Here is a 22,606-nt window from a genome sequence, read left to right as displayed (position 1 = left end):
TCCGTTTTCCCGCCGCGACCCATCCCGTGAACGCCTCCAGCCAATGCCCGCCGGCGCACGCCGTGGACGATGCGCCGCTGCTGCGCATCCGCCTGGCGCTGTTCCTGGCCGGCTTCGCCACCTTCTCGCTGCTGTACAGCGTGCAGCCGCTGCTGCCCGAGTTCGCCCACGAGTTCGGGCTCAGCGCGGCGGCCAGCTCGCTGCCGCTGTCGCTGGCCACCGGCGGCCTGGCGATCGCGATCTTCTGCGCCGGCGCGGTGTCGGAGACGCTGGGCCGGCGCGGGCTGATGTTCGTGTCGATCGCATTGGCGGCGCTGCTCAACCTGCTCGCGTCCTACCTGCCGCACTGGGGCGCGCTGGTGGTGGTGCGCGCGCTGTCCGGCATCGCCCTGGGCGGCGTCCCGGCGGTGGCGATGGTGTACCTGGCCGAGGAATTGCCGGCAAGCCGGCTTGGCGCGGCCACCGGGCTGTACGTGGCCGGCAATGCCTTCGGCGGCATGGTCGGCCGCATCGGCATGAGCATGCTCACCGACCACTTCGACTGGCGCACCGCGCTGGCCACGCTGAGCACGGTCGATTTGCTGGCCGCGGTCGGCTTCGTCTGGCTGCTGCCGCCGTCGCGGCACTTCGTGCGCCGCCAGGGCGTGAACCTGCGCTTCCACCTGCGCGCCTGGGGCGGGCATCTGCGCGATCGTCATCTGCCGTGGTTGTTCGCGATCCCGTTCCTGGCGATGGGCGTGTTCGTCAGCGTCTACAACTACGCCGGCTTCCGCCTGGGCGGTCCGGAGTTCGGGCTGAGCCAGAGCCAGCTCGGCCTGATCTTCAGCGCCTACGTGTTCGGCATCGTGTCCTCCTCGGTGGCCGGCGCCGCCTCGGATCGTTTCGGCCGCGGCCCGGTGGTGCTGGCCGGTCTGGCCACCGCGGCGCTGGGCGTGGCGCTGACCCTGGCGCATGCGCTGGTGCCGGTCATCGCCGGCATCGTGCTGCTGACCATCGGCTTCTTCGTCGCCCATTCGGCGGCCAGCGCCTGGGTCGGGCGCCTGGGCGGGGAGTTCAAGGGCCATGCGGCCTCGCTGTACCTGCTGGCCTATTACGCCGGTGCCAGCGTGATCGGCTCGCTCAGCGGTGCGGCCTGGCAGCACGGCGGCTGGAACGCGCTGGTCGCGTGTTGCCTGGTGTTGCTGGGTATCGGCCTGGTCGCCGCGCAGGTGCTGCGCCGCGGTGCCGACGACAGCCGCCCCTATGGCCGCTTCGGGCCGCATCCGCCGCGCGGCGAGTGAGCTGCGACGCCATCCGCCAACGAGGATTGCAATGCGGATCGACCACCTCGACCATCTGGTCCTCACCGTCGCCGACATCGAGGCCAGCTGCGCGTTCTACGCGCAGCTGCTGGGCATGCGCGTGGTGACCTTCGGCGAAGGCCGCAAGGCGCTGGCGTTCGGTCAGCAGAAGATCAACCTGCATCGGCACGGCCATGAGTTCGAGCCCAAGGCATGCGCGCCCACGCCGGGCTCGGCCGATCTTTGCTTTCTGACCACTACGCCGCTGGCGCAGGTGGCCGAGGAGCTGCGGGCCGCCGCCGTGCCGATCGAGGATGGGCCGGTCCGACGCACCGGTGCCCGCGGGCCGATCCTGTCGCTGTATTTCCGCGACCCGGACGGCAACCTCATCGAGGTCGCCAACCCGTTGTGACGGTGGGCGCTACGGCAGCGCCCACCGCATGCGCTCACTCCGAGTAGCTCACCGACAAGGTCACGTTGGCGTAGCCGCCGCTGCCGCCGACCAGGCGGAAGAAGTAGCTGCCGGTGGCCGGCACCGCCATCTGCACGTTCTGGGTGGTGCCGTTGCGCACCGAGCTGTAGTCGGCGTCGCTGCCGTCGGCGCTGGGCGCACGCACCGCGCGCACGTACAGCCGCAACTGGCCGCTGCCGCCCAGGGTGCGAATCTGCAGGTTGCGTGCGTTGGTCGGCACGTCCAGGCGGTACAGCGTGCCCTGGCCGGCCGCGGCGGACAGCTTGCTCTGCGTGCCGCGCGCGATCGGCGTGGCGGTGGCTTCCTCGCCGCCGCCGCTGGCGCCGGCCGCGCGCGCCACCGCCTTGCCGGCATTGAGGATGCCGGCACCGATGCGCAGCGTCGGCTTGACCGGGAACACGTTGGAGGTCTGGGTCAGGATGTCGCGCATCTGCGCCGTCGTCGGTACCGGCCGGCCGGCGTTGATCGCGGCGCTGATCGCCAGCGCGACGACGCCGGCCACGTGCGGTGAGGCCATCGAGGTGCCGGCGTAGCCGGCGTAGACCGGCTGGTCCGGGCCATGGGTGCCATTGTTGAGGGTGGACCAGACCAGGCCGGTGCGCACCGATCCCGCGCCGCTGGACGCATCGTTGGCGTACACGCCGCCGCCGGGCGCGGACAGGGTGATGGTGTTGCCGTAGTTGGAGTAGTACGCGCGGCCGCCGGTGATGCCGGTGGCGGCGACGTTGATGACGCCCGGGCAGCTGGCCGGCGAATAGGCCGCGGCGTCGGCGTTGTCGTTGCCCGCGGCCACCACCACCACGCTGCCGCGCGCGATGGCGCTGGCGATGGCGTTGGAGGTCACCGAATCCTCCGCGCAGACGCCGCCGCCGCCCAGGCTCATGTTGATCACTTCCGCCGGATTGGCGTTGTCGGGCACGCCGTCGACGTGGCCGCCGGACGCCCACACGATGGCGTCGGCGATATCGGCGGTGGTGCCGCCGCAGTGGCCGAGCGCGCGGATCGGCAGGATCTTCGCGTCCGGCGCGATGCCGGCCATGCCGATGCCGTTGTTGGTGCGCATGGCGATGGTGCCGGCGACGTGGGTACCGTGCCAGGAACTGTCGCTCTGTTGGCCCGGCTGCGCGCAGCCGCCGTTGGCGACCAGATACTTGTCGTCGGTGGTCCAGTCGCCGGTGTCCCAGCCGCCGGCCACGCGGCCGTTGCTGGCGCGGCCGGACATCAGCGCATCGCTGATGAAGTCGTAGCCGGCGCCGGCCAGCGAGGTATCCAGGTCCGGGTGCGCGGTGATGCCGGTATCGATCACCGCCACCACCACGCCCTGGCCGGTGCCGTACTGCCAGGCCGGCAGCAGGTCGATGCCGCCGCGGTTGGCATAGCCGGTGGTTTCCGGCGCCAGCGTTTCCAGGTGGCCGTCGGGCGTGCGCAGGTGCCATTGCACTTCATAGCCCGGATCGTTGGGCGCGGCGACGGCACTGGCCGTGGCCTGCGCGGTGCTGCGCACCGGCTTGAGGATCAGGTTGGGTTCGACGTGCGCCACCGCCGGGTCGGCGCGCAGGCTGGCCATGAGCGTCTCCAACTGCGATGGGCTCAGCGCGCGGTTGGGCCGCACCAGGTCGGCGCCGGTGGCCAGCCGGCGTACCCGGCTCAGCGCCGGCGCGCTCTGCCGGTAGGTGCTGGCCCAGGTGCCGGCGCTGCTGCGCGCGGCCTGGTTGAGCGTGCTGGCTGCCGCGTTGGCATCGCGGCGCGCGCTGCTGCCGTCGCGGTAGGTCACGATCAGGCCGTCGTAGACCGTGGATTGCCCGGGCGTGGCCTGGACCAGCGTCGAGAAGCGCGGAGCGGACTGCGCCTGCGCGGCGCCGGCGAGCGCCAGGCCCAGCGACAGGGCGAGCAGGTTGCGGGAGAACGATGCGGTGGAGGTCATGGCGGTGTCTCTGCGAAAGCGCGAGGAGGCGGGGCGGATGGGAGGAAACGGGTGCGGCGCGGACGTCACCAACTGAAGCCGGCGCCGGCGGAGACGCTCTTCTCGCTGCCGGAGAAGGCGCCGCCGAGCGAGACGCTGGCGCGGTTGCCGATCGCGCGCTGGTAGCCGACCGCCAGCGCGCTTTCGCCGCCCTGCGAGCCGACGCCGACGCCGACGCGATTGGCCCCGGCCAGGCCGGAGGTGTTGACCGCCATGCCGGCATAGGCGGCGCTGACCGCGCCCATCCGGTCGATGCGCCGGTCCAGGTGCTGGAAGCGCTGGTCGGTGTCGGTGCGCAGCTTGGTCAGGTTGTCGTCCCAGCCGGCCATGCGGCTGTCGGTGTAGGCGTTGGCGCTGCGCAGCGTGGCGCTGTCGCCGGCCTGCATCTGCGCGACGTTGACCGCGTCGGTGGCCGCGCTGCCGGCGGCGACGTTGCTGATCTGGCGTTCGTTGCCGGCGCTGCCCACCGAGACGGTGTTGGCGCGGGTGGCGGACGAACCGCGGCCGATGGCCACGGCGTTGTTCGCCGAGACCGAGGCGCCCTGGCCGACAGCGGTGCCGGAGGCGGCGGTGACCGTGGCGCTTTCGCCGACCGCCACCGCATTGGTGGCGGTGGCGCTGATGCTGGCGTTGGCGCCGACCGCGGTGCTGCCGTCGGCATTGACCCGCGCGTTGCCGCCCAGCGCCGTGTCGTTGGGACCGTAGGCCAGCGCATTGGACCCCATCGCGGTGCCGTTCTGGCCGTTGGCGGTGGCCTGCGCGCCGACTGCCACCGCGTTGGTGCCGGCGCCGACGCTGGGGCCGCCCTCGGCACCGCCGCCCACCGCCACGCCGCCGGCACCGCTGCCGACGCGGGTGTCCAGCGACGACAGCGCACCGTCCAGCGCCGACAGCGCCGAACCAACGCTGCCGTAGCTGCGGCCCTGGATCAGGTAGCTGCCGCCGGTGAAGCTACCGTCGCCGCCGACCGCGCTGCCGGCGCCGAGCGCGCTGGCGATGCTGCGCAACTGCAGCACGTTGACCGCATCGGTGTCGGCGGTGCCGGCGGCGACGTAGGTGAGCTGGCGCAGCGCGCCGTCGTTGCCGAACGCCACCACGTTGTCGCGGTCGGCCATCGAACCGGCGCCGATGGCCACGCTGTTGATGCCGGTGGCGGCGCTGTTGTAGCCCAGCGCGACGCTGCCCGCGCTGAGCGCGGTGGCGCCGCTGCCGAGCGCGGTGGCACCGGCGGCGTTGGCGCTGGCGACGGAGCCGAAGGCGCTGGCGTCCTGCCCGTCGGCGAAGGAGGTCGCGCCCACCGCCAGCGCATGGCTGCTGGTGGCCACCGCCGAGGCACCCAGCGCCATGCTGTAGTCGGCATCGGCATGGCTGTCGAAGCCGAGCGCGGTGCCGTAGTCCGACAGCGCCCAGGCGCCGGCGCCGACAGTGACCGCACCCAGTCCGCTGGATTGGGTCGGCACGCCGGCATTGCTGGCGCCGATCGCCACGCTCTGCTGGCCGGCCGCTGCGGCGTTGTCGCCGATCGCGATGCCGCCGTCGCCGCTGGCAGTGGCGGAATACCCCATCGCCACGCCGAAGAAGCCGGACGCGACGCTGTAGCCGCCGGTGGCGATGGCGCCGGTACCGCCGGCATTGGCCGCATAGCCGAAGGCGCTGGACTGCACGCCGCTGGCGGTGGTGGCGGAACCGCTGGCGGTGGCGTACTCGCCGGTGGCCGCCGAGGTCGAGCCCACCGCCGTGGCGCCGCCGCTGGTGGCGCTGGCGTTCCAGCCCAGCGCGCTGGCCGAGTCGGCGGTCGCGGTGGCGGCGGTGCCCAGGGCCAGCGAGCCGAAGCCGGTGCTCTGCGCGCCGGCCGAATCGCCGTAGGTGCTGCCGAAGAAGCTGCCGCCGATCGCGATCGCCGAGGTGCCGCTGGCGACGGCGCCGTCGCCCATGGCGATGGCGGCGCTGTCGGAGGCCACCGTGTGGTGGCCGATGGCGATGGCGAAGGCGCCGGAGGCATCGGCGCGCGCGCCCATCGCCACCGCGCGCAGGCCGGCCGCGCTGGCGTAATCGCTGCCGTCGTTCAAGCCTTCGGCCAGGAAGTAGCGGGTGGTGTTCTGGGTGCCGGGCTGCACGTCCTGGGTGGTGGCGTCCTGGGGCGTGGCCTCGGCGGCGTCGGTGCTGTCGGTCGCGGCGCTGTCGGCCGTGGGGTCGCTGGTCGTCGCCTGTGCGTGTGGCCGCGGCTGCGTTGTTGCGGCCGGTGGCGTGGCGGCGAAGGCGCTCGCGGGCAGGCTCAGCGCCAGCAGCAACGCGGCGGTCAACAGACCGTCAGACGCCTGCGGCAGGATGGACGAGGACGAAAGCGGGCGCACAGCGGCGCGCTGGGACGTAGGCAGAAGAGGCATGGTCGGTTCCGGGCTGGGGCCGGGAACGTCGTCCCGGCGGCGAGTCAGGCCCGATTAAGGCCGCAAGCGCCGCACCCCTTCAATGCACGCAGATTCACGGCTTCCTCACGGTAGACTCACCGCCATGGGAGTCTCGCTGAGATGGGGTGCGCACTCTGCGCCGGTCGCGTTTGCTGCGCGGTTGTGGCGGCGCCTCTCGCTGTGGCTGCGCCGGGTGCCCATCGTCGACCCGCTGGACCGACGCAACGCGCCGGCGCTGCAGGTGCTGTTCGTGTTCCTGGGCAGCGAGATCCCGCTCAACAAGCTCTATCACCTGCTGACCGCACCGCGCATCGAGATGAGCGCGATGCAGTTGGCGGTGGACGTGGGCACCGATGCGGCGATGACCGCGGCGGCCTGGGCCGGGGTCTGGATGATCCGCCGTGGTTTGCTGAAACAGGCCGCGGCTGCGTTCATCGCCGTGGTGCTGTGCTCGGCGGTGGCCGCCAACCTGGCGTTCGGCTACCAGCTGCAGGCCTTCGATCCGTACCCGATGATGATGCTGACCCTGGCCGCGCTGGTGATCGGGCGTCGCGCGCTGTGGCTGGTGTACCTGTGCATCCCGCTGATCTTCTGGCTGGGCATGGAAAGCCCGTGGGGCCAGGATCCGCACGGCAACCGCAGCCCGTTCCAGAACCTGCCGTCGCTGGCGCTGAGCTACCTGATGATCACCCTGGTGCTGGACCGCACCGTCGCCGCGCTGCGCGAGAGCCTGTGGCGTGCGCGGCGCAGCGCCGCGCGCCTGCGCGTGGAGATGCGCGAACGCACCCTGGCCCAGCAACGCCTGCTGCACCTGCAGAAGATCGAGCTGGTGGAACAGTTGGCCAGCGGCGTATCGCACGACTTCAACAACATCCTCAGCGCGATCCTCGGCTACACCGAGCAACGCCATTGCGTGCACGAACTGGACTATCACCCGCCACGCGATGCGCTGGTGCTGGCCGATGCGCTGGAGGGCGTGGCGCTGGCCGCGCAGCGCGGCGTGGCGGTCAGCCGCAAGCTGCTCAGCTTCAGTCGCCGCGAGGCGAGCGTGCCCGAGCGTTTCGATGCCGGCGACGCGCTGCGCAGCCTGCAGCCGATGCTGCGGCAATTGTTCGGTGCTGCGGTGCAGGTCCGGCTGGACGTGGCCGCCGAACCGGCACCGGTATTCCTGGACCGCAGCCGCTTCGACCTGGCGCTGCTCAATTTCGCCGCCAACGCACGCGACGCGATGCCCGGCGGCGGCTGCTTTTCGCTGCAACTGCGCCACGACGGCGAGGCCATCGCCATCGCCATCGCCGATACCGGCGTGGGCATGAGCGAGGCCGTGCAACGGCGGATCTTCGAGCCGTTCTTCACCACCAAGCCGGCCGGGCAGGGCACCGGGCTGGGCCTGGCGGTGGCGTTCGAAATGGCCCAAGAGGCGCACGGCAGCCTGCAGGTGCGCAGCGCACCCGGCGCCGGCACCTGTTTCGTGCTGCGCCTGCCGCTGGCCGGGCTCAGCGCTCCTGCGGCATGAGCAGATAGCCTTCGCCGCGCACCGCGCGCAATGGCAGCGCGCTGCCGGTGCGCTCGTGCACCTTCTGCCGCAGCCGATGCAGCAACGCATCCAGCCGATGCGGATCGATCTCCAGCCCGGCGTTGCCGCCGAGCATGCCGATCAGCGCATCGCGGCTGACCAGTCGTCCGCGTGCCTGCCACAGGCTCTGCAGCACCTTGCGTTCGGAGGCGGTCAACGGCACCGCCTGCCCATCCGGTGCGAACAGGCACCAGCCGTCGTCCTGCAGTTGCCATTCCTCGCTGGCCGGCGCGCTCGGCCGCAGCATGCGCCGGGCCACGCTGAACAGGGTGGCGGCGAGGATCTCGATCTGCACCGGCTTGATCAGGTATGCATCGGCGCCCTGCACCAGCCCGCGCACCAGGTCCGGCTGTTCGCCGCGGCCGCTGAGGATGACGATGCCCATGCCGGGGCGGCGTTCCTGCAGTTGCTGGGTCAGGGTGAACCCGTCGCTGTCGGGCAGGCCGATGTCGAGCACGATCAGGTCGAAACGCTGCGCCTCCAGCGCTGCCCACAGCGCCTGCGCGGTACGCAGCGGCGTCGCTTCGAACCCATGCCGCAGCAAGCCCGGCAGCAGCACGCGGTCGCGCAGCACATCGTCGTCCTCCAGCAACGCCACCCGCAGCGGGGCGTTGGCGGCAGCGGCGAACGGGGGCGGGGTGGGATCGGAAACGCGGCTCACGAGGCGGAATCGGCGAAGGGACGGCATTCCTCACGGAGGCAGCGTGTGGCGTGACGCATGCCGTGAACGCTGAGCATCCTGCCGCGTCCTGGACAGTAGCCAGTTTCCCGCGGGCTTTCAATGTGCGCGGCAACGCTTCAGCGGCCGCGCCGGCCGGGGCTTGCGTTGCCGCCGCCCACCCCCTAGATAGGGAGCCGACACGCGGCCGTCGCGTGCGCCTTCACCACGTCCGGGACCTTCACGATGTCGCAGTTGCTGCAGGATCACCCCGCGTCCGCACAGCCAGCGGCGTCCGCGCTGGAAGCGTTCGTCGACCGCCACCGGCGCTTGTTCGTGCTGACCGGCGCCGGTTGCAGCACCGACTCGGGCATTCCCGACTATCGCGACGCGGCCGGCGACTGGAAGCGCGCGCAACCGGTGACCTACCAGGCCTTCATGGGCGAGCTGGCGACGCGGCAGCGCTACTGGGCGCGCAGCCTGCTCGGCTGGCCGCGCTTCGGTCATGCGCGGCCCAATGCCACCCACGCCGCGCTGGCGCAGCTGGAAGCGCGCGACCAGGTCGAACTGCTGCTGACCCAGAACGTGGACGGCCTGCACCAGGCCGCCGGCAGCCGCGCCACCATCGATCTGCATGGGCGCCTGGACGTGGTGCGCTGCATGGGCTGCGAGCGGCGCATGCCGCGCGAGGCGTTCCAGCAGCACCTGCTCCAGCACAACCCGCAGTGGGCGACGCTGCAGGCCGCGCCGGCGCCCGACGGCGATGCCGACCTGGAGGGCGAGGATTTCGCCAGCTTCGTGGTGCCGGCCTGCACGCACTGCGGCGGCGTGCTGAAGCCGGACGTGGTGTTCTTCGGCGAGAACGTGCCGCGCGAGCGCGTGGCCAGCGCCTTCGCGCATCTGCAGCGCGCCGACGCGGTGCTGGTGGTGGGCTCGTCGCTGATGGTCTATTCCGGCTTCCGCTTCGTGCAGGCCGCGGCCAAGGCCGGCCTGCCGATCGCCGCGGTCAACCTGGGTCGCACCCGCGGCGACGAGTTGCTGAGCCTGAAAGTGGAGCAATCGTGCGCGCAGGCGCTGGCGTTCCTGCTGCCGGCCGCGGCGCGCGTTCCGAATCCCGGCACGAACTGATCCACCGGCAGTGGTTGATCGCGCTGTACGGCAGGAGTGCAATGGCCGCCTCCCACGCCGCGCGCGGCGTTTCCACGGATCCGCATCGTGAGCCAGTTGTTCTCGCCCCTCGCCCTGGGGCCGCTGTCGTTGTCCAACCGCATCGTGATCGCGCCGATGTGCCAGTACTCGGCCGAGGACGGCCGTGCCAGCGACTGGCATGTGCAGCACCTGGGCCAACTGGCGCAGTCCGGCGCCGGCTTGCTGATCCTCGAGGCGACCGCGGTGGAGCCGCGTGGACGCATCAGCTACGCCGACCTGGGCCTGTGGGACGATGCCACCGAGGCGGCGCTGGATACGGTGTTGCGCGCGGTGCGGCGTTGGTCGCCGATGCCGCTGGGCATCCAGCTCGCGCATGCCGGGCGCAAGGCGTCCACGCGCAAGCCCTGGGACGGCGGCGGCGCGATCGCGCCCGACCAACCGAACGGCTGGCAGACCGTGGCGCCGTCGGCGCAGGCGTTCGACCAGGATGGTTCGCCGCCGCAGGCGCTGGACTTGGCCGGCATCGACGCCATCGTCGAGGCGTTCGTGGCGTCGGCGCGACGCGCCGAGCGCCTCGGCGTCGAGTTGATCGAACTGCACGCCGCACACGGCTACCTGCTGCACCAGTTCCTGTCGCCGCTGAGCAATCAGCGCGCCGATGCCTATGGCGGCAGCCTGGAGAACCGCATGCGCCTGCTGCTGCGCGTGCATGCGGCGGTGCGCGCCGCCGTGGCGCCCGACATCGCGGTGGGCGTGCGTATCTCCGCGACCGACTGGGTCGACGGCGGTTGGGACCTGGCGCAGAGCGAGGTGCTGGCGCAGGCATTGCAGGCGCAGGGCTGCGATTATCTGCACGTGTCCAGCGGCGGGTTGGACCGGCGCCAGCGCATTCCGGTGGCGCCCGGCTACCAGGTGCCGCTGGCCGAGGCGCTGCACCGCGCGCTGCGCATGCCGGTGATCGCGGTGGGCCTGATCACAGAGCCGCAGCAGGCCGAAGCCATCCTCGCCGAGGACCGCGCCGACGCCATCGCGCTGGCCCGCGGCATCCTCTACGATCCGCGCTGGCCATGGCATGCGGCCGCCGCGCTGGGCGCGCGGCTGCGGCCGTCGCCGCAGTACCTGCGTTGCGAGCCGCATGCGGCGCGCGGCGTGTTCGACGCCTGACCGACGCGCCGCGCGCGCGGTTGGCCGCCTTCATTTCGATTTCTTCAGGGAGCCTGCAATGACGACGATTGGATTTCTCGGCCTGGGCACGATGGGCCAGCCGATCGCGCTCAACCTGCTGCGTGCCGGCCATGCGTTGACGGTGTGGAACCGCAGCGCCGCGGCGGCGCAGCCCCTGCTCGAGGCCGGTGCGCAACTGGCCGCGCAACCGGCCGATGCGGTGCGCGGGCCGGTGCTGTTCTCGATGCTGGCCGACGACACCGCGGTGCGCGAGACCCTGCTCGATCGCGGCGCGCTGGACGCGCTCACTGCCGGCAGCGTGCACGTCAACATGGCCACCATCTCGGTGGCGCTGGCGCGCGAACTGCACGCGCTGCATGCCGAACGCGGCGTCGCCTATCTGGCGATGCCGGTGCTGGGTCGGGTCGAGGTGGCCGCGGCCGGCCAGCTCAACCTGCTGGCTGCCGGCGATGCCGCGGCGCTGGCGCGGGTACAGCCCTTGCTCGATGTCATCGGCCGCAAGACCTGGTATTTCGGCACCGCGCCGGAACAGGCAAACGCGGTCAAGCTCGCCGCCAACCTGTGCCTGGCCAGCGCCATCGGCACCATGGCCGAGGCGTCGGCGCTGGTGCGCGGGCATGGCGTGGAGGCGGCCGATTTCCTCGATATGCTCACCAGCACCGTGTTCGCCGCACCGGCCTACCAGACCTATGGCGGCATGATCGCCGAACAGCGCTACAGTCCGGCCGGCTTCAAGGCCACGCTGGGCCTGAAGGACGTGCGCCTGGCGTTGAACGCCGGCGAGACCCGGCATGTGCCGATGCCGCTGGCGGGGGTGCTGCGCGATGCCTTCATCGACGCGATCGCGCACGGCGACGGCGAGCTGGACTGGGCGGCGCTGGCCAAGGTCGCCGCGCGCCGCGCCGGCCAGGCCTGAGCGACGCTGGCGGATCTTCAGCGGACCTTGGCGGCGCATGCGGCACACTGCGTGCCCGCTTGAGCCTGGCGCGCGCTTGCCGCTAAGGTGCGGCGCTTTGCTGGCGCATCACAGGAGGATGCCATGAGTCCGAATTCGTCCGACCCCGGCGACAGAGCGCCGATCCAGCCGCCGCGCGCGGTCGTACGCGAGGCCGTACCCGGACCCGATCATCCGGACCATCCGGACCACCTGCTGTACGCGCAGATCCGCGAGGGCGTGCATGCGCTGGACGCCGCCTGCGGCCGCGCGCCGGATGCGATCAGCGAGCGCATGGTGGCGCGGCTGCTGCCGCTGGCCAAGGAATACGGCTTCGACCAGGTCGACCACGTGGTGCTCAGCCGCGAGATCGGCGAGGTGGAGGATGGCGAGAACGTGTTCCTGGTGCGCGGCGACCTGGACGATCCGGCGCACCTGCGCGCGCACATCACCACCCACGAAGCGGTCGGCATGTCGGTGGAGGATTCGCTGGCGCGCCTGGAGAAGGTCAACCGCCGTTTGGCGCTGCGCCTGCGTCCGGAGTGAGGCCTGCGAGTGAGCAACGTCGCGGGCGCGACGTCAGCCGCGACCTGATTTCAGTGCAAGCATGGCCAAGCCCCTCTCCCTCCGGGAGAGGGGTTGGGGTGAGGGTACGAGCGCGCAGCGCACGCGATGTTTCGATTGCACGAGGCTTCGCCCGGACCCTCATCCGCCCCTTCGGGGCACCTTCTCCCGAGGGGAGAAGGAAAAGCCGGCTTCGGCTGGATTGCTCTTAGCCCCTCTCCCTTCGGGAGAGGGGTTGGGGGTGAGGGTACGAGCGCGCAGCGCACGCGATGTTTCGATTACGCGAGGCTTCGCCCGCACCCTCATCCGCCCCTTCGGGGCACCTTTTCCCGGAGGGAGAAGGAAAAGTCGGCTTCGGCTGGATCGCTTTTAGCCCCTCTCCCCTCGGGAGAGGGGTTGGGGTGAGGGTACGAGCGCGCAGCACATGCGGTGTGTTTCGATTGCACGAGGCTTCGCCCGAACCCTCATCCGCTCCTTCGGGGACCTTCTCCCGGAGGGAGAAGGAAAAGCCGGCTTCGGCTGGATCGCTCTTAGCCCCTCTCCCACCGGGAGAGGGGTTGGGGTGAGGGTACGGGTCCCCTATCATCGGCAAATGCGCCACGACTACATCCTGACCCTGTCCTGCCCGGACCGTACCGGCATCGTCTTCCGCGTCAGCGGCCTGCTGTTCGAGCATGGCTGCAACATCCTCGATGCGCAGCAGTTCGGCGACGAGGAAAGCGGCCGCTTCTTCCTGCGCGTGCATTTCGACGTGCCGGCCGACGGCGTCGTCGCCGCGGTGAAGCTGCAATTGGAGCCGCTGGCCGCCGACTACGCGATGGACTGGCAACTGCACGACGCGCGCCGCCGTGCGCGTCTGCTGGTCCTGGTCAGCAAGCAGGGCCATTGCCTCAACGACCTGCTGTTCCGCGCACACAGCCGCCAGTTGCGGGTGGATATCGCCGCGGTGGCCTCCAACCACCCCGATTTCGCCGCGCTGGCCGGCTCCTACGGCGTGCCCTTCCATCACCTGCCGGTGAGCGCCGCCAATCGCGACGCACAGGAAGCGCAGTTGCTGGCGCTGGTCGAACGCGAACGCATCGACCTCGTGGTGCTGGCCCGCTACATGCAGATCCTGTCGCCGACGCTGTGCGCGGCCCTGGCCGGGCGCGCGATCAACATCCACCACAGCTTCCTGCCGAGCTTCAAGGGCGCGCAGCCCTACCACCAGGCGCACGCGCGCGGGGTCAAGATCATCGGCGCCACAGCGCACTACGTCACCGGCGACCTGGACGAAGGCCCGATCATCGAACAGGACGTGGCCCGCGTGGACCACGCCATGACCCCGCGCGAGCTGGTGCGCCTGGGCAGCGACACCGAATCGCAAGTGCTCGCCCGCGCCGTGCGCCGCCACGTCGAACATCGCATCCTGCTCAACGGGCATCGTACGGTCGTGTTTCGGTGAGGCGGGGAGTGGGGATTCGGGAATCGGGAATGGGGAGCAGCAACAGCAACAGCAACAGCGGCTAAGCACCCGCTTGCCCTAATCCATGGTCGCGGCGCCGACCGTCTGCATCGACGATCATCCCCGCTCTCCAGTCACTGCACGGTGGCATTTCCGATGAAGCAGGGAATGGGGCCGGGAATAGGGAAGGGGACCATCAGCAGCCGCAGTACGGCGTTTGCTCTGCCGATTCCCCATTCCCGATTCCCCATTCCCAGCCCTCAACGCGCCGCGTTGGCGTTCATCGTCGCGTTGCGGCTGGCGTCCAGGTACTGCGCCGGATCGCGCATGCCGGTGGTGTGGCACTCGCCGGTGGTATGCCCGCGATTGACGCCGCCGGGCAGCTGGCCGTTGACCTGCTCCACCGTGCCGTCTTCCGGGTCGCTCAGCACCAGGTCCGAGGCCGCATTGCAGTAGTCGTTGGTGTACCAGTTGGTCTTGGCGAAGGAGGTGGTGTAGTAGTTCACCAGCGCCCGCGCCGAGTTGGGGATGCCGGCCAGCCAGGCCTTGGCGCCGTCATAGGTCAGGTCGTTGTTGGTGCCGCAGCCCACGCCGAACCACGAGCCCACCGTGGCCAGGATGCCGGCCAGGTTGGTGCCCTGGTACGGGGTTCCCACCGACTGCATCACCCGCCCGCCGCTGGCGTTGTCCAGCCCGCTCCAGTAGTACACGTACAGATGCAGCGCGGCCATGCCGCCCTGGCTGTGCGCCACCGTGCCGAACGAGTTCCACTGGCTGCCGAACTGCGCCAGGCGCTGCGCGAACTGGTCGTTGCTGCGGTTCTGGTTGACGTCCAGGAACGCGGAGGCGTTGGTGAACTGCGCCACCGGCCACACCCCGCCCGAGCAGTAGCCGTGCACCAGTACCAGGCGCTTGCCGGTGGCCTGCGCCTGCATGTCGGTGGTGGCGGCGCTCAACTGCGCCGGGCGCTCGCCCATGCGCATGCTCTCGTCGATCGCGCCGGTGCTGCGCGCCACGCTGCTGCGGCGCAACGCCGGCAGGGTCAGCGGCAGTGTCGCGCGCGTGGCCAGCGGCACGAAGTTGTCCGGGTCCTCCACGCGCAGGTTGCGCAGGGTGAACGGCGCACGCGCGCCGGCGCGGGCGATCCAGCGCTCGTCCACGCTCAGCGGCAGGCGTTCGTCCTGCGGCGCGAGCATGCCGCCGAGCCAGGCCACCGGCACCGCACTGCCGTCGCGGCCGGTGCCCCACAGTTCGCCGAGCACGCGATAGTGCGCCGGCGCCTGGCCGCCACCGATGCGCACCGGGATAGGCAGGGTCAGCCGGGTGCCGGGCTGGGCGCTGGCGGCGACGGCATCGGCGGTGATGCGCAAGGTGGTGTCCAACACCGGCAGCACGTGCTCGCTGGTGCGCACGAAGGCCTGGCCGCCGGCGTCGTGGCCATGGACCACCACCTGCGCGATGTAGGTACCGGTGGCGGTCGCCGGGAAGTCGCCGGCATACACGCCGTCGCCCGCGGCGCCGTCGCCGTGGCGGCCGTCGTCGGCCATCGGCCACTGGCTGACGGAGCCGTCCGGTGCGATCACCCGCAGCTGCGCGGTGTCGATGCGGCCGCTGCCGGCGCTGCGCGCCAGCGACACGCCGCCCTGCGCATCGATGCCGCCGAGCAGGGCGGTCAGGCCGATGCGCTGGCCGCGCTGCAGTTGCGCGCGGTCGCTGGGGTAGGACGCCAGTTGCGTGCGCGGATCGCCTTCCATCAGCACATAGCCGCGCTGCGCCGTATTGCTGCCATCGGCCTGCAGGGTCAGGGTCCAGTCGCCATTGGCGGCGCTGTCCACGTGGTACTCGCGGGCCGGCAGCGCGGCGCCGCCGGCGCCCAGTTGGGTGGCCTTGGCGCTGGGGGCGAGCATCGGCGTGGCGGCAGCGGTGCCCATGCGCGCGCTGGCCGTGGCCGGTGCGCTCAGGCGCGGCTGCCAATCGTGGTCGCCGGACAGCACCACGAAACGCAGCTTGCCGTTCTCCACCGGCAGGGTGGTCTGCCATTGCGCGGGGCCGCCGCTGCGCGCGGCGGAGAATTCCACCGGCAGCAACGCGCTCTTGGACAGGATCGCCGCTTCCGCCGGGGCGGGTGCGCGCATCTGCGCGAACTCCTCGGGCGGTCCGGCCAATTGTTTAGGAATCAGTTCGGCCGCGTGCAGTGCGGCGGCGGGGACGACGAGACACAGGACGCAGACGGCGGACAGGTTCGACAGCTTCGGCATGACGCGCTCTCCCTGGCGGTGCTGAGAAGCAGACGCATCTACCGGATCTCGCGGCGCACTGCGCCGCCGGCAGCGCGTCGGCGAGGACGCAGCGCCCCCTCGCCACGCGTTCGCCTGTGGTTATAGCCAGCGCACATTGCCGGACAAAGACGCAATGCAGCAATGCACGCCGAACTGGGATGCCGGACATGCTGCAACCATCGCGATGCCCGGCGCACCTGGCGCCGGGCATCGCCAGGTCAGGCCGCCTGCGCGTGCCGACTGCGCAACTGCTGCGCCGCCGCCACCATCGCCTGCAGCGCGTTGCGGGTTTCCGCCCAGCCGCGGGTCTTCAGCCCGCAATCCGGATTGACCCACAGTTGCTGCGGATCCAGCACATCACGCGCCTTCTCCAGCAACTCCACCATCTCCTGCGTGCTCGGCACGCGCGGCGAGTGGATGTCGTACACGCCCGGCCCGATCGCGTTCGGGTAACGGAAGCGAACGAACGCATCGAGCAGTTCCATGCGCGAGCGCGAGGTCTCGATCGAGATCACGTCCGCGTCCATCGCCGCCACCGCCTCGATGATGTCGTTGAACTCCGAGTAGCACATGTGGGTGTGGATCTGCGTGGCATCGCGCACCCCGGCCGCAGCGATGCGGAAGCATTGCACCGCCCAGTCCAGGTACGCCTGCCAGTCGGCGCGGCGCAGCGGCAGGCCTTCGCGGATCGCCGGCTCGTCGATCTGGATCACGCCGATGCCGGCCGTCTCCAGGTCGCGTACCTCGTCGCGCAGCGCCAGCGCGATCTGCCGGCAGGTCTGCGCGCGCTCCTGGTCGTCGCGCACGAACGACCACTGCAGCACCGTCACCGGCCCGGTCAGCATGCCCTTCATCGGCCGCTCGGTCAGCGACTGCGCGTAGGTGGTCCAGCGCAGCGTCATTGGTGCCGGGCGCTGCACGTCGCCGTAGATGATCGGCGGCTTGACGCAACGCGAGCCGTAGCTCTGCACCCAGCCGTGCCGGGTGAAGGCGAAGCCATCGAGCTGCTCGCCGAAGTATTCGACCATGTCGTTGCGTTCGAACTCGCCGTGCACCAGCACGTCCAGACCCAGTTGCTCCTGCGCACGCACGCAGCGTTCGGTCTCCGCGGCCAGGAACGCGTCGTACGCGGCATCGTCGAGCTTGCCGGCCTTGTGCTGCGCACGTGCTTGCCGCACCTGCTCGGTCTGCGGGAACGAGCCGATGGTGGTGGTCGGATACAGCGGCAGCCGCAACGCCGCCTGCTGTGCCTGGCGGCGCTTCGCATACGGCGACTGCCGGCGGCCGGCGTCGTCGGTCAGCGCGTCCACCCGCCGCGCCACTTCGGCGCGATGCACGCGCGCGGAGGCGCGACGGCTGGCCAGCGCATCGCGCGCCGCGTCCAGCGCGGCCTGCGCCTGCGGCTGGTCGTCCAGCGCATCGGCCAGGGTGCGCAGCTCCTGCAGCTTCTGCCTGGCGAAGGCCAGCCAGCCGACCAGTTCGCGGTCCAGCCTGGTTTCCTGCTGCAGATCCACCGGCACGTGCAGCAGCGAGCACGAGGGCGCCAGCCACAGCCGCTCGCGGCCGACATGGCCGGCGGCGTAGCGGGCCAGGGTCAGCGCGTTGTCCAGCGGCGTGCGCCACACGTTGCGGCCGTTGACCAGGCCGGCGGAGAGTACGCGTCCGGCCGGCAAGGCCTGCAGCACCGCGTCCAGTTGCGCCACGCCGCGCACCAGGTCCACGTGGATGCCGTCCACCGGCAGCGCCATCGCCAGGTCGAGGTTGTCGCCCAACTCGCCGAAATAGCTGGTCAGCAGCAGTTTCGGCCGCGTCGCCTGCGAAAGGAAATCATAGGCACGTCGATAAGCGGCGCGTGCGGCGTCGTCCAGGTCCAGCACCAGTGCCGGCTCGTCGAGCTGCACCCAGCCGGCGCCGGCCGCATGCAGGCGCTGCAGCAGTTCGGCGTACACCGGCAGCAGGCTGTCCAGCAGCGCCCAGCGGTCGCTGCCATCCACGGTCTTGGACAGCGCCAGGAAGGTCACCGGCCCGATCAGCACCGGCCGGGTCTGGATGCCCTGCGCCTTGGCTTCCAGGAACTCCACCACCGGCTTGTCGCCGCGCAGGCGGAAGTGCTGGCGCCGCGCCAGCTCCGGCACCAGGTAGTGGTAGTTGGTGTCGAACCACTTGGTCATTTCCAGCGCATGCAGGTCCAGGCCGTGCTCCTGCGTGCCGCGCGCCATCGCGAAGTAGCCGGCCAGCGGATCGGCATCGGCCAGCGCGCGGTAGCGTTGCGGGATCGCATCGAACAGGAACGCGGTGTCGAGCATCGCGTCGTACAGGCTGAAGTCGTTGCTGGGCGGCACGTCCACCCCGGCCTCGCGTTGCAGCTGCCAGTGGCGCAGGCGCAGGTCGCGTGCGGTGTCCTGCAGTTGCGCGCCGTCGATGTCGCGGCGCCAGTAGCGTTCCAGCGCCTGCTTGAGCTCGCGCCGCGCACCGATGCGCGGGAAGCCCAGGTTGGTCACGATCGTCATGTTGCGTTTCCTCATTGCGTTCAAGGGCATTGAGGAACGAAGGAACCGCGCGCCGCGCGTCCCGTTCGCACGGACCGCCCGCCACGCCAGCGACCTTCGCCCCCGCGGGCGAACCGGTACCGCGCGGGCAGGCGGACGACGCGGCGCGGCGCAAGGCCGGGTCGCGGTCCGGCCGCCTCCCCGCGGAGGCGCCAGGTCGAATCGGAGGACGTACGGTCCTCCGGCCGGGGCCGGTATTCGGGCTGATGGACACGCGCACCGTGCCGGCTGCGCACCTACTGTCCGTCGCTTCCCAGGCCGGCATGCGCCGGCCCAGTGCCATTGACGGAGGTCGTTTCCATTCACCGCTGCGGGGCAGCTCCGGAATGGGCAGGCGCTTGCGGCGCCGGCCGTCACCGGATTCCCGTTTAAATCCATCCCTTCATCCGAATGAAGCGATGGATACCTTCGGCGAGCGCACGATAGGCCGGATGCGGCGACGGGTCAAGCGCCCGTGCGATGTGCCGCGGTGCGTTTCACATCACGGGTGCGCCGGCGTTCCTGATCACCGGCATCGGCAAATACGGATACGCCTGATTGCGCCGCGGCGTGGCGTGGCGGCGTAGTGCGTCAGCGCCGATTCCACTCCCATCCAGCCAAGGACATCGTCATGCCCATCTACAACCACAACGGCACCTTCGGTCATCCAGTGAACATCAGCCGCTTCGTCACTGACGTGCAGAACGGCGTCGTGGCCGGTCCCTTGCCCTATCTGGCCGGGGCCGGCAACGACCTGGGCGTCAACGCATCGGCGGCCCAGGCCATCGGCCCGGTGCCCGGCATCACCCGCGCCTTCGGCCTGATCACATGCGCCGCGGTCATCTACGTCTCCACCGACCCGAATGCCGCGCCTGCGGCCTGGGTCAACCATTCCAATGCAGGCCACGTTTCCGCAGCCGATGTGGCCGCCGCGCTGGCCAGCCTTGGTGGGCCGCCGCCGGCCAGCGTGCTGGTGATCTTCGCCCATCCGGGGGCGTCCGATCCCGGATATCTGGCCTCGATCGGCACCATCGGCGCGTCGGGCATTCCCGCCAACAACATCGTCGAAATCCCCAACCTGATCGTGCCGCAGTTCGGCATCAACAACCTGGGTCAGATCGGCTGAGGCACTCCGACCCGCGCCGGCGGGCGCGGGTCCCTGTCGGCGGTGGCGCGCTCCGCGGCTGCTGCCATGGCATGCGCCGCCAATGCGCCAAGCACGAGTGTGAAAGTGTCCACACCAGCGGCGACACGACTCGTTACGGCGAACTGCCGGGCATTCTGGAGCGCGCGCTCGGGCTACATGTCGACCTGTCGGTCTGGAGCGTCCCACAGTTGATGCAGGAGTTGGCGCAGGATCCTGCGAACATGATCAAGAAGTATCGCGCAGCGTTCGCCCAGGGCAAGGGCGTCTCATGGGAGGTCGAGCGGACCTTCAACCACAAGATCGGTGCCCGGCTTCAGGATGTCGCGGGCTGGCTGCGAGCGACCGTTCGCCCGATCTGACGCCACCGCCGCCGCGTTGCGGGATAATGGCCCCTGTCACCGATGCGCCGGCCGTGAACACGCCGCTAGCCTACTTCGCATGCTTACGCCGAACATTCACGAAATTCGCCTGTCCGTCGCCCCCATGATGGACTGGACCGACCGGCATTGCCGGGTGTTCCACCGGCTGCTGGCGCCGTCGGCGCGGCTGTACACCGAGATGGTGCATGCCAATGCGGTGGTGCTGGGCGATCGCGCGCGATTGCTGGATTTCGATGCGTCCGAGCACCCCGTGGCGCTGCAGCTCGGCGGCAGCGAGCCGGCGCTGCTGGCGCAGGCGGCGCGGATCGGCCAGGACTGGGGCTACGACGAGATCAACCTCAATTGCGGTTGTCCGTCCGACCGGGTGCAGGCCGGGCGCTTCGGTGCCTGCCTGATGCGCGAGCCGGCACTGGTCGCCGAGTGCGTGGCGGCGATGGTCGAGGCTGTCGACATCCCGGTGACGGTGAAGTGCCGGCTGGGCGTGGACCAGGACGACGACTACGCGGTGTTCCTGGCCTTCGTCGACCAGGTCGCCGCCGCCGGCTGCGGGCTGTTCGTGGTGCACGCGCGCAATGCCTGGCTGCAGGGCCTGTCGCCGAAGGAGAACCGCGAGGTGCCGCCGCTGCGCTACGACTGGGCGCATCGGCTCAAGCGCGAGCGGCCGCAGTTGCAGGTGGTGCTCAACGGCGGCCTGGCCGCGGTGGAGGCGGCGCAGGCGCAGTTGCAGGCGGTGGACGGGGTCATGCTGGGTCGCGCCGCCTACCACGACCCGTATGTCCTGCACCGGCTGGACGCGGCCCTGACCGGCGCCGCGCTGCGCCCGCGCGCCGAGTTGCTGCGCGCGCTGCGTCCCTACGTCGAGGCGCGCCTGGCCGAGGGCCTGGCGCTCAAGCACATCACCCGCCACCTGCTCGGCCTGTTCCATGGCCAGCCCGGCGGCCGCGCCTTCCGCCAGGTGCTCAGCGAAGGGGCGCACCGCCCCGGGGCCGACTGGGCGCTGCTGGAGAGGGCGCTGGCGGTCACCGACGGGGCGGCGCGCGCGGCGGCCTGACCGATCCTGGGGGCGTATTCGGACCGCCCCTGTTGCGTGGCGGCGGGCCGGCATCGCCTCCGCGCGCCGCCTCCGACGGCATGGCGCCCTGACCGGCGACCGACCCGTATCCCACTTTTCCGTCGCTTGTTCAGGGAGTCTGTTCAGGGTCTGGCGACTAGTCTCTGCCTGCCGGGAGACGCTGTGAAACACCTGCCGAGGGCGTCTCCAGACCGCTGGCGCGACCCTTGCATCGGTCCTCGACAGGTTCATTTGACTGAATGTCGCCCATGGCGCCCGGAAAAGTTCAGACCGGATTCACCCCGAAAAATCAAGAATTTGCCTCGATTTCTCGAGGTCGTCTTCCTTCCCGAGAGGTGTCGCGCTTCACAAGTTTTGAACGTTTCCGATCAGTCCGTTAGGATGCCCGTCGTGACTTCTTCCGCTTCCCGCCACTACCGCTTTGCCGCTGTGTTCGCGCTCGCGCTGGCGTCGGTCGCGGCTGGCCACGGCCGTGCGCAGCAGCCGCCCATGCCGGGCGTGATGGCGCCGCCGGAGCGCGATGCGGGGCGCAACCGCGACTATGGCGGCAGTTCGCTGTCCGACGCGGTGCGCCGGGTGCAGCGTTCCACCGGCGGGCAGATCCTCGGCGCCGAGCGCGTGCCGTTCGATGGCCGCGACATCAACCGCGTCAAGTACATGGATGGCCGTGGGCGGGTACGCTACATGGACGATCCGCAACCTGGCCGTGCGGCACCGCCGCGGGCGCCGCGGTCGGGCGAGCCTCCCGAGCCACCACGCGACGATCACCCGTGAGTCCGGATAGTTCGGTTCAGGTTCCACACACCGCCCCGGCCACCGGCCACCTGTAAGTTACTAGGGAGAGTTATGCGTATCCTTCTGGTCGAAGACGAAGCTCCGCTGCGAGAGACCCTGGCCGCTCGCCTGAAGCGCGAAGGTTTTGCGGTGGATGCGGCGCAGGACGGCGAGGAAGGCCTGTACATGGGCCGCGAAGTGCCCTTCGACGTGGGCATCATCGATCTCGGCCTGCCGAAGATGTCGGGCATGGAGCTGATCAAGGCGCTGCGCGACGAAGGCAAGAAGTTCCCGGTGCTGATCCTCACCGCGCGTTCCAGCTGGCAGGACAAGGTCGAAGGCCTCAAGCAGGGCGCCGACGACTACCTGGTCAAGCCGTTCCACGTCGAAGAGCTGCTGGCGCGCGTCAATGCACTGCTGCGCCGCGCCGCCGGCTGGAGCAAGCCGACCCTGGAATGCGGTCCGGTCGCGCTGGACCTGGCGGCGCAGACCGTCAGCGTCAGCGGCAGCAACGTCGACCTGACCAGCTACGAGTACAAGGTGCTCGAGTACCTGATGATGCATGCCGGCGAACTGGTCTCCAAGGCCGACCTGACCGAGCACATCTACCAGCAGGATTTCGACCGCGACTCCAACGTGCTCGAAGTCTTCATCGGCCGCCTGCGCAAGAAGCTGGACCCGGACGGCGAGTTGAAGCCGATCGAGACCGTGCGCGGCCGCGGCTACCGGTTCGCGATTCCGCGCACCGAAGGCTGATCGCAGGCGCCGGCGAGCACACCGAGGAAGCGACCGC

At 70.6% G+C, this 22,606-nt stretch carries 18 protein-coding genes and 1 riboswitch; of the genes, 13 read left to right on the top strand and 5 right to left on the bottom strand.

Annotation, left to right across the window (positions count from 1 at the left end; all coding sequences use genetic code 11):
• The first annotated feature begins 26 nt into the window (after positions 1–26).
• Positions 27–1,280, top strand: a complete 1,254-nt coding sequence (locus PG878_RS19775) for an MFS transporter (RefSeq protein ID WP_209030161.1) — start codon at positions 27–29, stop codon at positions 1,278–1,280.
• A gap of 31 nt (positions 1,281–1,311) precedes the next feature.
• Complete coding sequence (locus PG878_RS19770; protein WP_209030162.1) at positions 1,312–1,692, top strand: VOC family protein; 381 nt, start codon at positions 1,312–1,314, stop codon at positions 1,690–1,692.
• Positions 1,693–1,726: 34 nt separating this feature from the next.
• Here the strand turns inward: PG878_RS19770 and PG878_RS19765 are convergent, their stop codons facing one another.
• On the bottom strand, positions 1,727–3,676 hold the full coding sequence (locus PG878_RS19765; RefSeq protein WP_209030163.1) for a S8 family serine peptidase: 1,950 nt from the start codon (positions 3,674–3,676) through the stop codon (positions 1,727–1,729).
• A gap of 65 nt (positions 3,677–3,741) precedes the next feature.
• Complete coding sequence (locus PG878_RS19760; RefSeq protein WP_209030164.1) at positions 3,742–6,102, bottom strand: YadA family autotransporter adhesin; 2,361 nt, start codon at positions 6,100–6,102, stop codon at positions 3,742–3,744.
• 214 nt (positions 6,103–6,316) lie between these two features.
• Here PG878_RS19760 and PG878_RS19755 point away from each other — a divergent pair, with 214 nt between their 5' ends.
• Positions 6,317–7,639 (top strand): sensor histidine kinase, encoded by a 1,323-nt coding sequence (locus PG878_RS19755; RefSeq protein WP_311185993.1) that lies wholly within the window; start codon positions 6,317–6,319, stop codon positions 7,637–7,639.
• Here PG878_RS19755 and PG878_RS19750 read toward each other — a convergent pair.
• Positions 7,620–8,360, bottom strand: a complete 741-nt coding sequence (locus tag PG878_RS19750; RefSeq protein ID WP_209030165.1) for a response regulator transcription factor — start codon at positions 8,358–8,360, stop codon at positions 7,620–7,622. The genes PG878_RS19755 and PG878_RS19750 overlap by 20 nt on opposite strands.
• A gap of 243 nt (positions 8,361–8,603) precedes the next feature.
• Between PG878_RS19750 and PG878_RS19745 the strand changes: the two genes are divergently transcribed.
• From PG878_RS19745 to purU, 5 genes are all read left to right on the top strand, one after another.
• Entirely contained in the window at positions 8,604–9,485 is an 882-nt protein-coding gene (locus tag PG878_RS19745) for an NAD-dependent protein deacetylase (protein ID WP_209030166.1), read from the top strand.
• A gap of 87 nt (positions 9,486–9,572) precedes the next feature.
• The gene (locus PG878_RS19740) at positions 9,573–10,670 is read left to right on the top strand and encodes an NADH:flavin oxidoreductase/NADH oxidase (protein WP_209030167.1); all 1,098 of its coding nucleotides are present in this window, start codon (positions 9,573–9,575) and stop codon (positions 10,668–10,670) included.
• Between the two features lie 58 nt (positions 10,671–10,728).
• Positions 10,729–11,607, top strand: a complete 879-nt coding sequence (locus PG878_RS19735; RefSeq protein ID WP_209030168.1) for an NAD(P)-dependent oxidoreductase — start codon at positions 10,729–10,731, stop codon at positions 11,605–11,607.
• A 123-nt stretch (positions 11,608–11,730) separates the two neighbouring features.
• On the top strand, positions 11,731–12,171 hold the full coding sequence (locus PG878_RS19730; protein ID WP_010340996.1) for an XVIPCD domain-containing protein: 441 nt from the start codon (positions 11,731–11,733) through the stop codon (positions 12,169–12,171).
• 610 nt (positions 12,172–12,781) lie between these two features.
• Positions 12,782–13,633: a formyltetrahydrofolate deformylase gene (gene purU / locus PG878_RS19725; RefSeq protein ID WP_209030169.1), complete on the top strand. Its 852-nt coding sequence runs from the start codon at positions 12,782–12,784 to the stop codon at positions 13,631–13,633.
• A gap of 260 nt (positions 13,634–13,893) precedes the next feature.
• On the opposite strand, the gene PG878_RS19720 is transcribed toward purU, so the two are convergent.
• Positions 13,894–15,891, bottom strand: coding sequence for a choice-of-anchor X domain-containing protein (locus PG878_RS19720; RefSeq protein WP_209030170.1), 1,998 nt, complete (start codon positions 15,889–15,891; stop codon positions 13,894–13,896).
• Between the two features lie 239 nt (positions 15,892–16,130).
• Positions 16,131–18,422, bottom strand: coding sequence for a 5-methyltetrahydropteroyltriglutamate--homocysteine S-methyltransferase (gene metE / locus PG878_RS19715; protein ID WP_209030171.1), 2,292 nt, complete (start codon positions 18,420–18,422; stop codon positions 16,131–16,133).
• Positions 18,423–18,633: 211 nt separating this feature from the next.
• Positions 18,634–18,887, bottom strand: a riboswitch (cobalamin riboswitch).
• Between the two features lie 184 nt (positions 18,888–19,071).
• Between metE and PG878_RS19710 the strand changes: the two genes are divergently transcribed.
• The 5 genes from PG878_RS19710 to PG878_RS19690 all read left to right on the top strand — a co-directional run bounded on the left by PG878_RS19710 (position 19,072) and on the right by PG878_RS19690 (position 22,569).
• Positions 19,072–19,566 carry a hypothetical protein gene (locus PG878_RS19710; RefSeq protein ID WP_209030172.1) on the top strand — a complete coding sequence of 165 codons (495 nt, stop codon included), beginning with the start codon at positions 19,072–19,074 and terminating at the stop codon, positions 19,564–19,566.
• Positions 19,567–19,637: 71 nt separating this feature from the next.
• Positions 19,638–19,946 carry a hypothetical protein gene (locus PG878_RS19705; RefSeq protein WP_209030173.1) on the top strand — a complete coding sequence of 103 codons (309 nt, stop codon included), beginning with the start codon at positions 19,638–19,640 and terminating at the stop codon, positions 19,944–19,946.
• Between the two features lie 79 nt (positions 19,947–20,025).
• Positions 20,026–21,018 (top strand): tRNA dihydrouridine(20/20a) synthase DusA, encoded by a 993-nt coding sequence (dusA, locus tag PG878_RS19700; protein WP_209030174.1) that lies wholly within the window; start codon positions 20,026–20,028, stop codon positions 21,016–21,018.
• A 411-nt stretch (positions 21,019–21,429) separates the two neighbouring features.
• Positions 21,430–21,813 (top strand): hypothetical protein, encoded by a 384-nt coding sequence (locus PG878_RS19695; RefSeq protein WP_039726258.1) that lies wholly within the window; start codon positions 21,430–21,432, stop codon positions 21,811–21,813.
• Between the two features lie 72 nt (positions 21,814–21,885).
• Entirely contained in the window at positions 21,886–22,569 is a 684-nt protein-coding gene (locus tag PG878_RS19690) for a response regulator transcription factor (RefSeq protein WP_003469280.1), read from the top strand.
• The last annotated feature ends 37 nt before the right edge of the window (positions 22,570–22,606 follow it).

Origin of the sequence: Xanthomonas hawaiiensis (assembly GCF_031834635.1) — a bacterium.
In the GTDB taxonomy this organism is placed as follows: Bacteria; Pseudomonadota; Gammaproteobacteria; order Xanthomonadales; family Xanthomonadaceae; genus Xanthomonas_A; species Xanthomonas_A sacchari.
The sequence above is the reverse complement of the archived record's forward strand: the minus strand, read 5'-3'. Positions and strand labels throughout refer to the sequence as shown.

Excerpts from the sequence above, each read along its gene's own strand:
- PG878_RS19770 (WP_209030162.1), top strand. The coding sequence starts at position 1,312 with ATGCGGATCGACCACCTCGACCATCTGGTCCTCACCGTCGCCGACATC.
- PG878_RS19765 (WP_209030163.1), bottom strand. The coding sequence starts at position 3,676 with ATGACCTCCACCGCATCGTTCTCCCGCAACCTGCTCGCCCTGTCGCTG.
- PG878_RS19760 (WP_209030164.1), bottom strand. The coding sequence starts at position 6,102 with ATGCCTCTTCTGCCTACGTCCCAGCGCGCCGCTGTGCGCCCGCTTTCG.
- PG878_RS19745 (WP_209030166.1), top strand. The coding sequence starts at position 8,604 with ATGTCGCAGTTGCTGCAGGATCACCCCGCGTCCGCACAGCCAGCGGCG.
- PG878_RS19735 (WP_209030168.1), top strand. The coding sequence starts at position 10,729 with ATGACGACGATTGGATTTCTCGGCCTGGGCACGATGGGCCAGCCGATC.
- PG878_RS19730 (WP_010340996.1), top strand. The coding sequence starts at position 11,731 with ATGAGTCCGAATTCGTCCGACCCCGGCGACAGAGCGCCGATCCAGCCG.
- purU (WP_209030169.1), top strand. The coding sequence starts at position 12,782 with ATGCGCCACGACTACATCCTGACCCTGTCCTGCCCGGACCGTACCGGC.
- PG878_RS19720 (WP_209030170.1), bottom strand. The coding sequence starts at position 15,891 with ATGCCGAAGCTGTCGAACCTGTCCGCCGTCTGCGTCCTGTGTCTCGTC.
- metE (WP_209030171.1), bottom strand. The coding sequence starts at position 18,422 with ATGACGATCGTGACCAACCTGGGCTTCCCGCGCATCGGTGCGCGGCGC.
- PG878_RS19710 (WP_209030172.1), top strand. The coding sequence starts at position 19,072 with ATGCCCATCTACAACCACAACGGCACCTTCGGTCATCCAGTGAACATC.
- PG878_RS19705 (WP_209030173.1), top strand. The coding sequence starts at position 19,638 with ATGCGCCGCCAATGCGCCAAGCACGAGTGTGAAAGTGTCCACACCAGC.
- dusA (WP_209030174.1), top strand. The coding sequence starts at position 20,026 with ATGCTTACGCCGAACATTCACGAAATTCGCCTGTCCGTCGCCCCCATG.
- PG878_RS19690 (WP_003469280.1), top strand. The coding sequence starts at position 21,886 with ATGCGTATCCTTCTGGTCGAAGACGAAGCTCCGCTGCGAGAGACCCTG.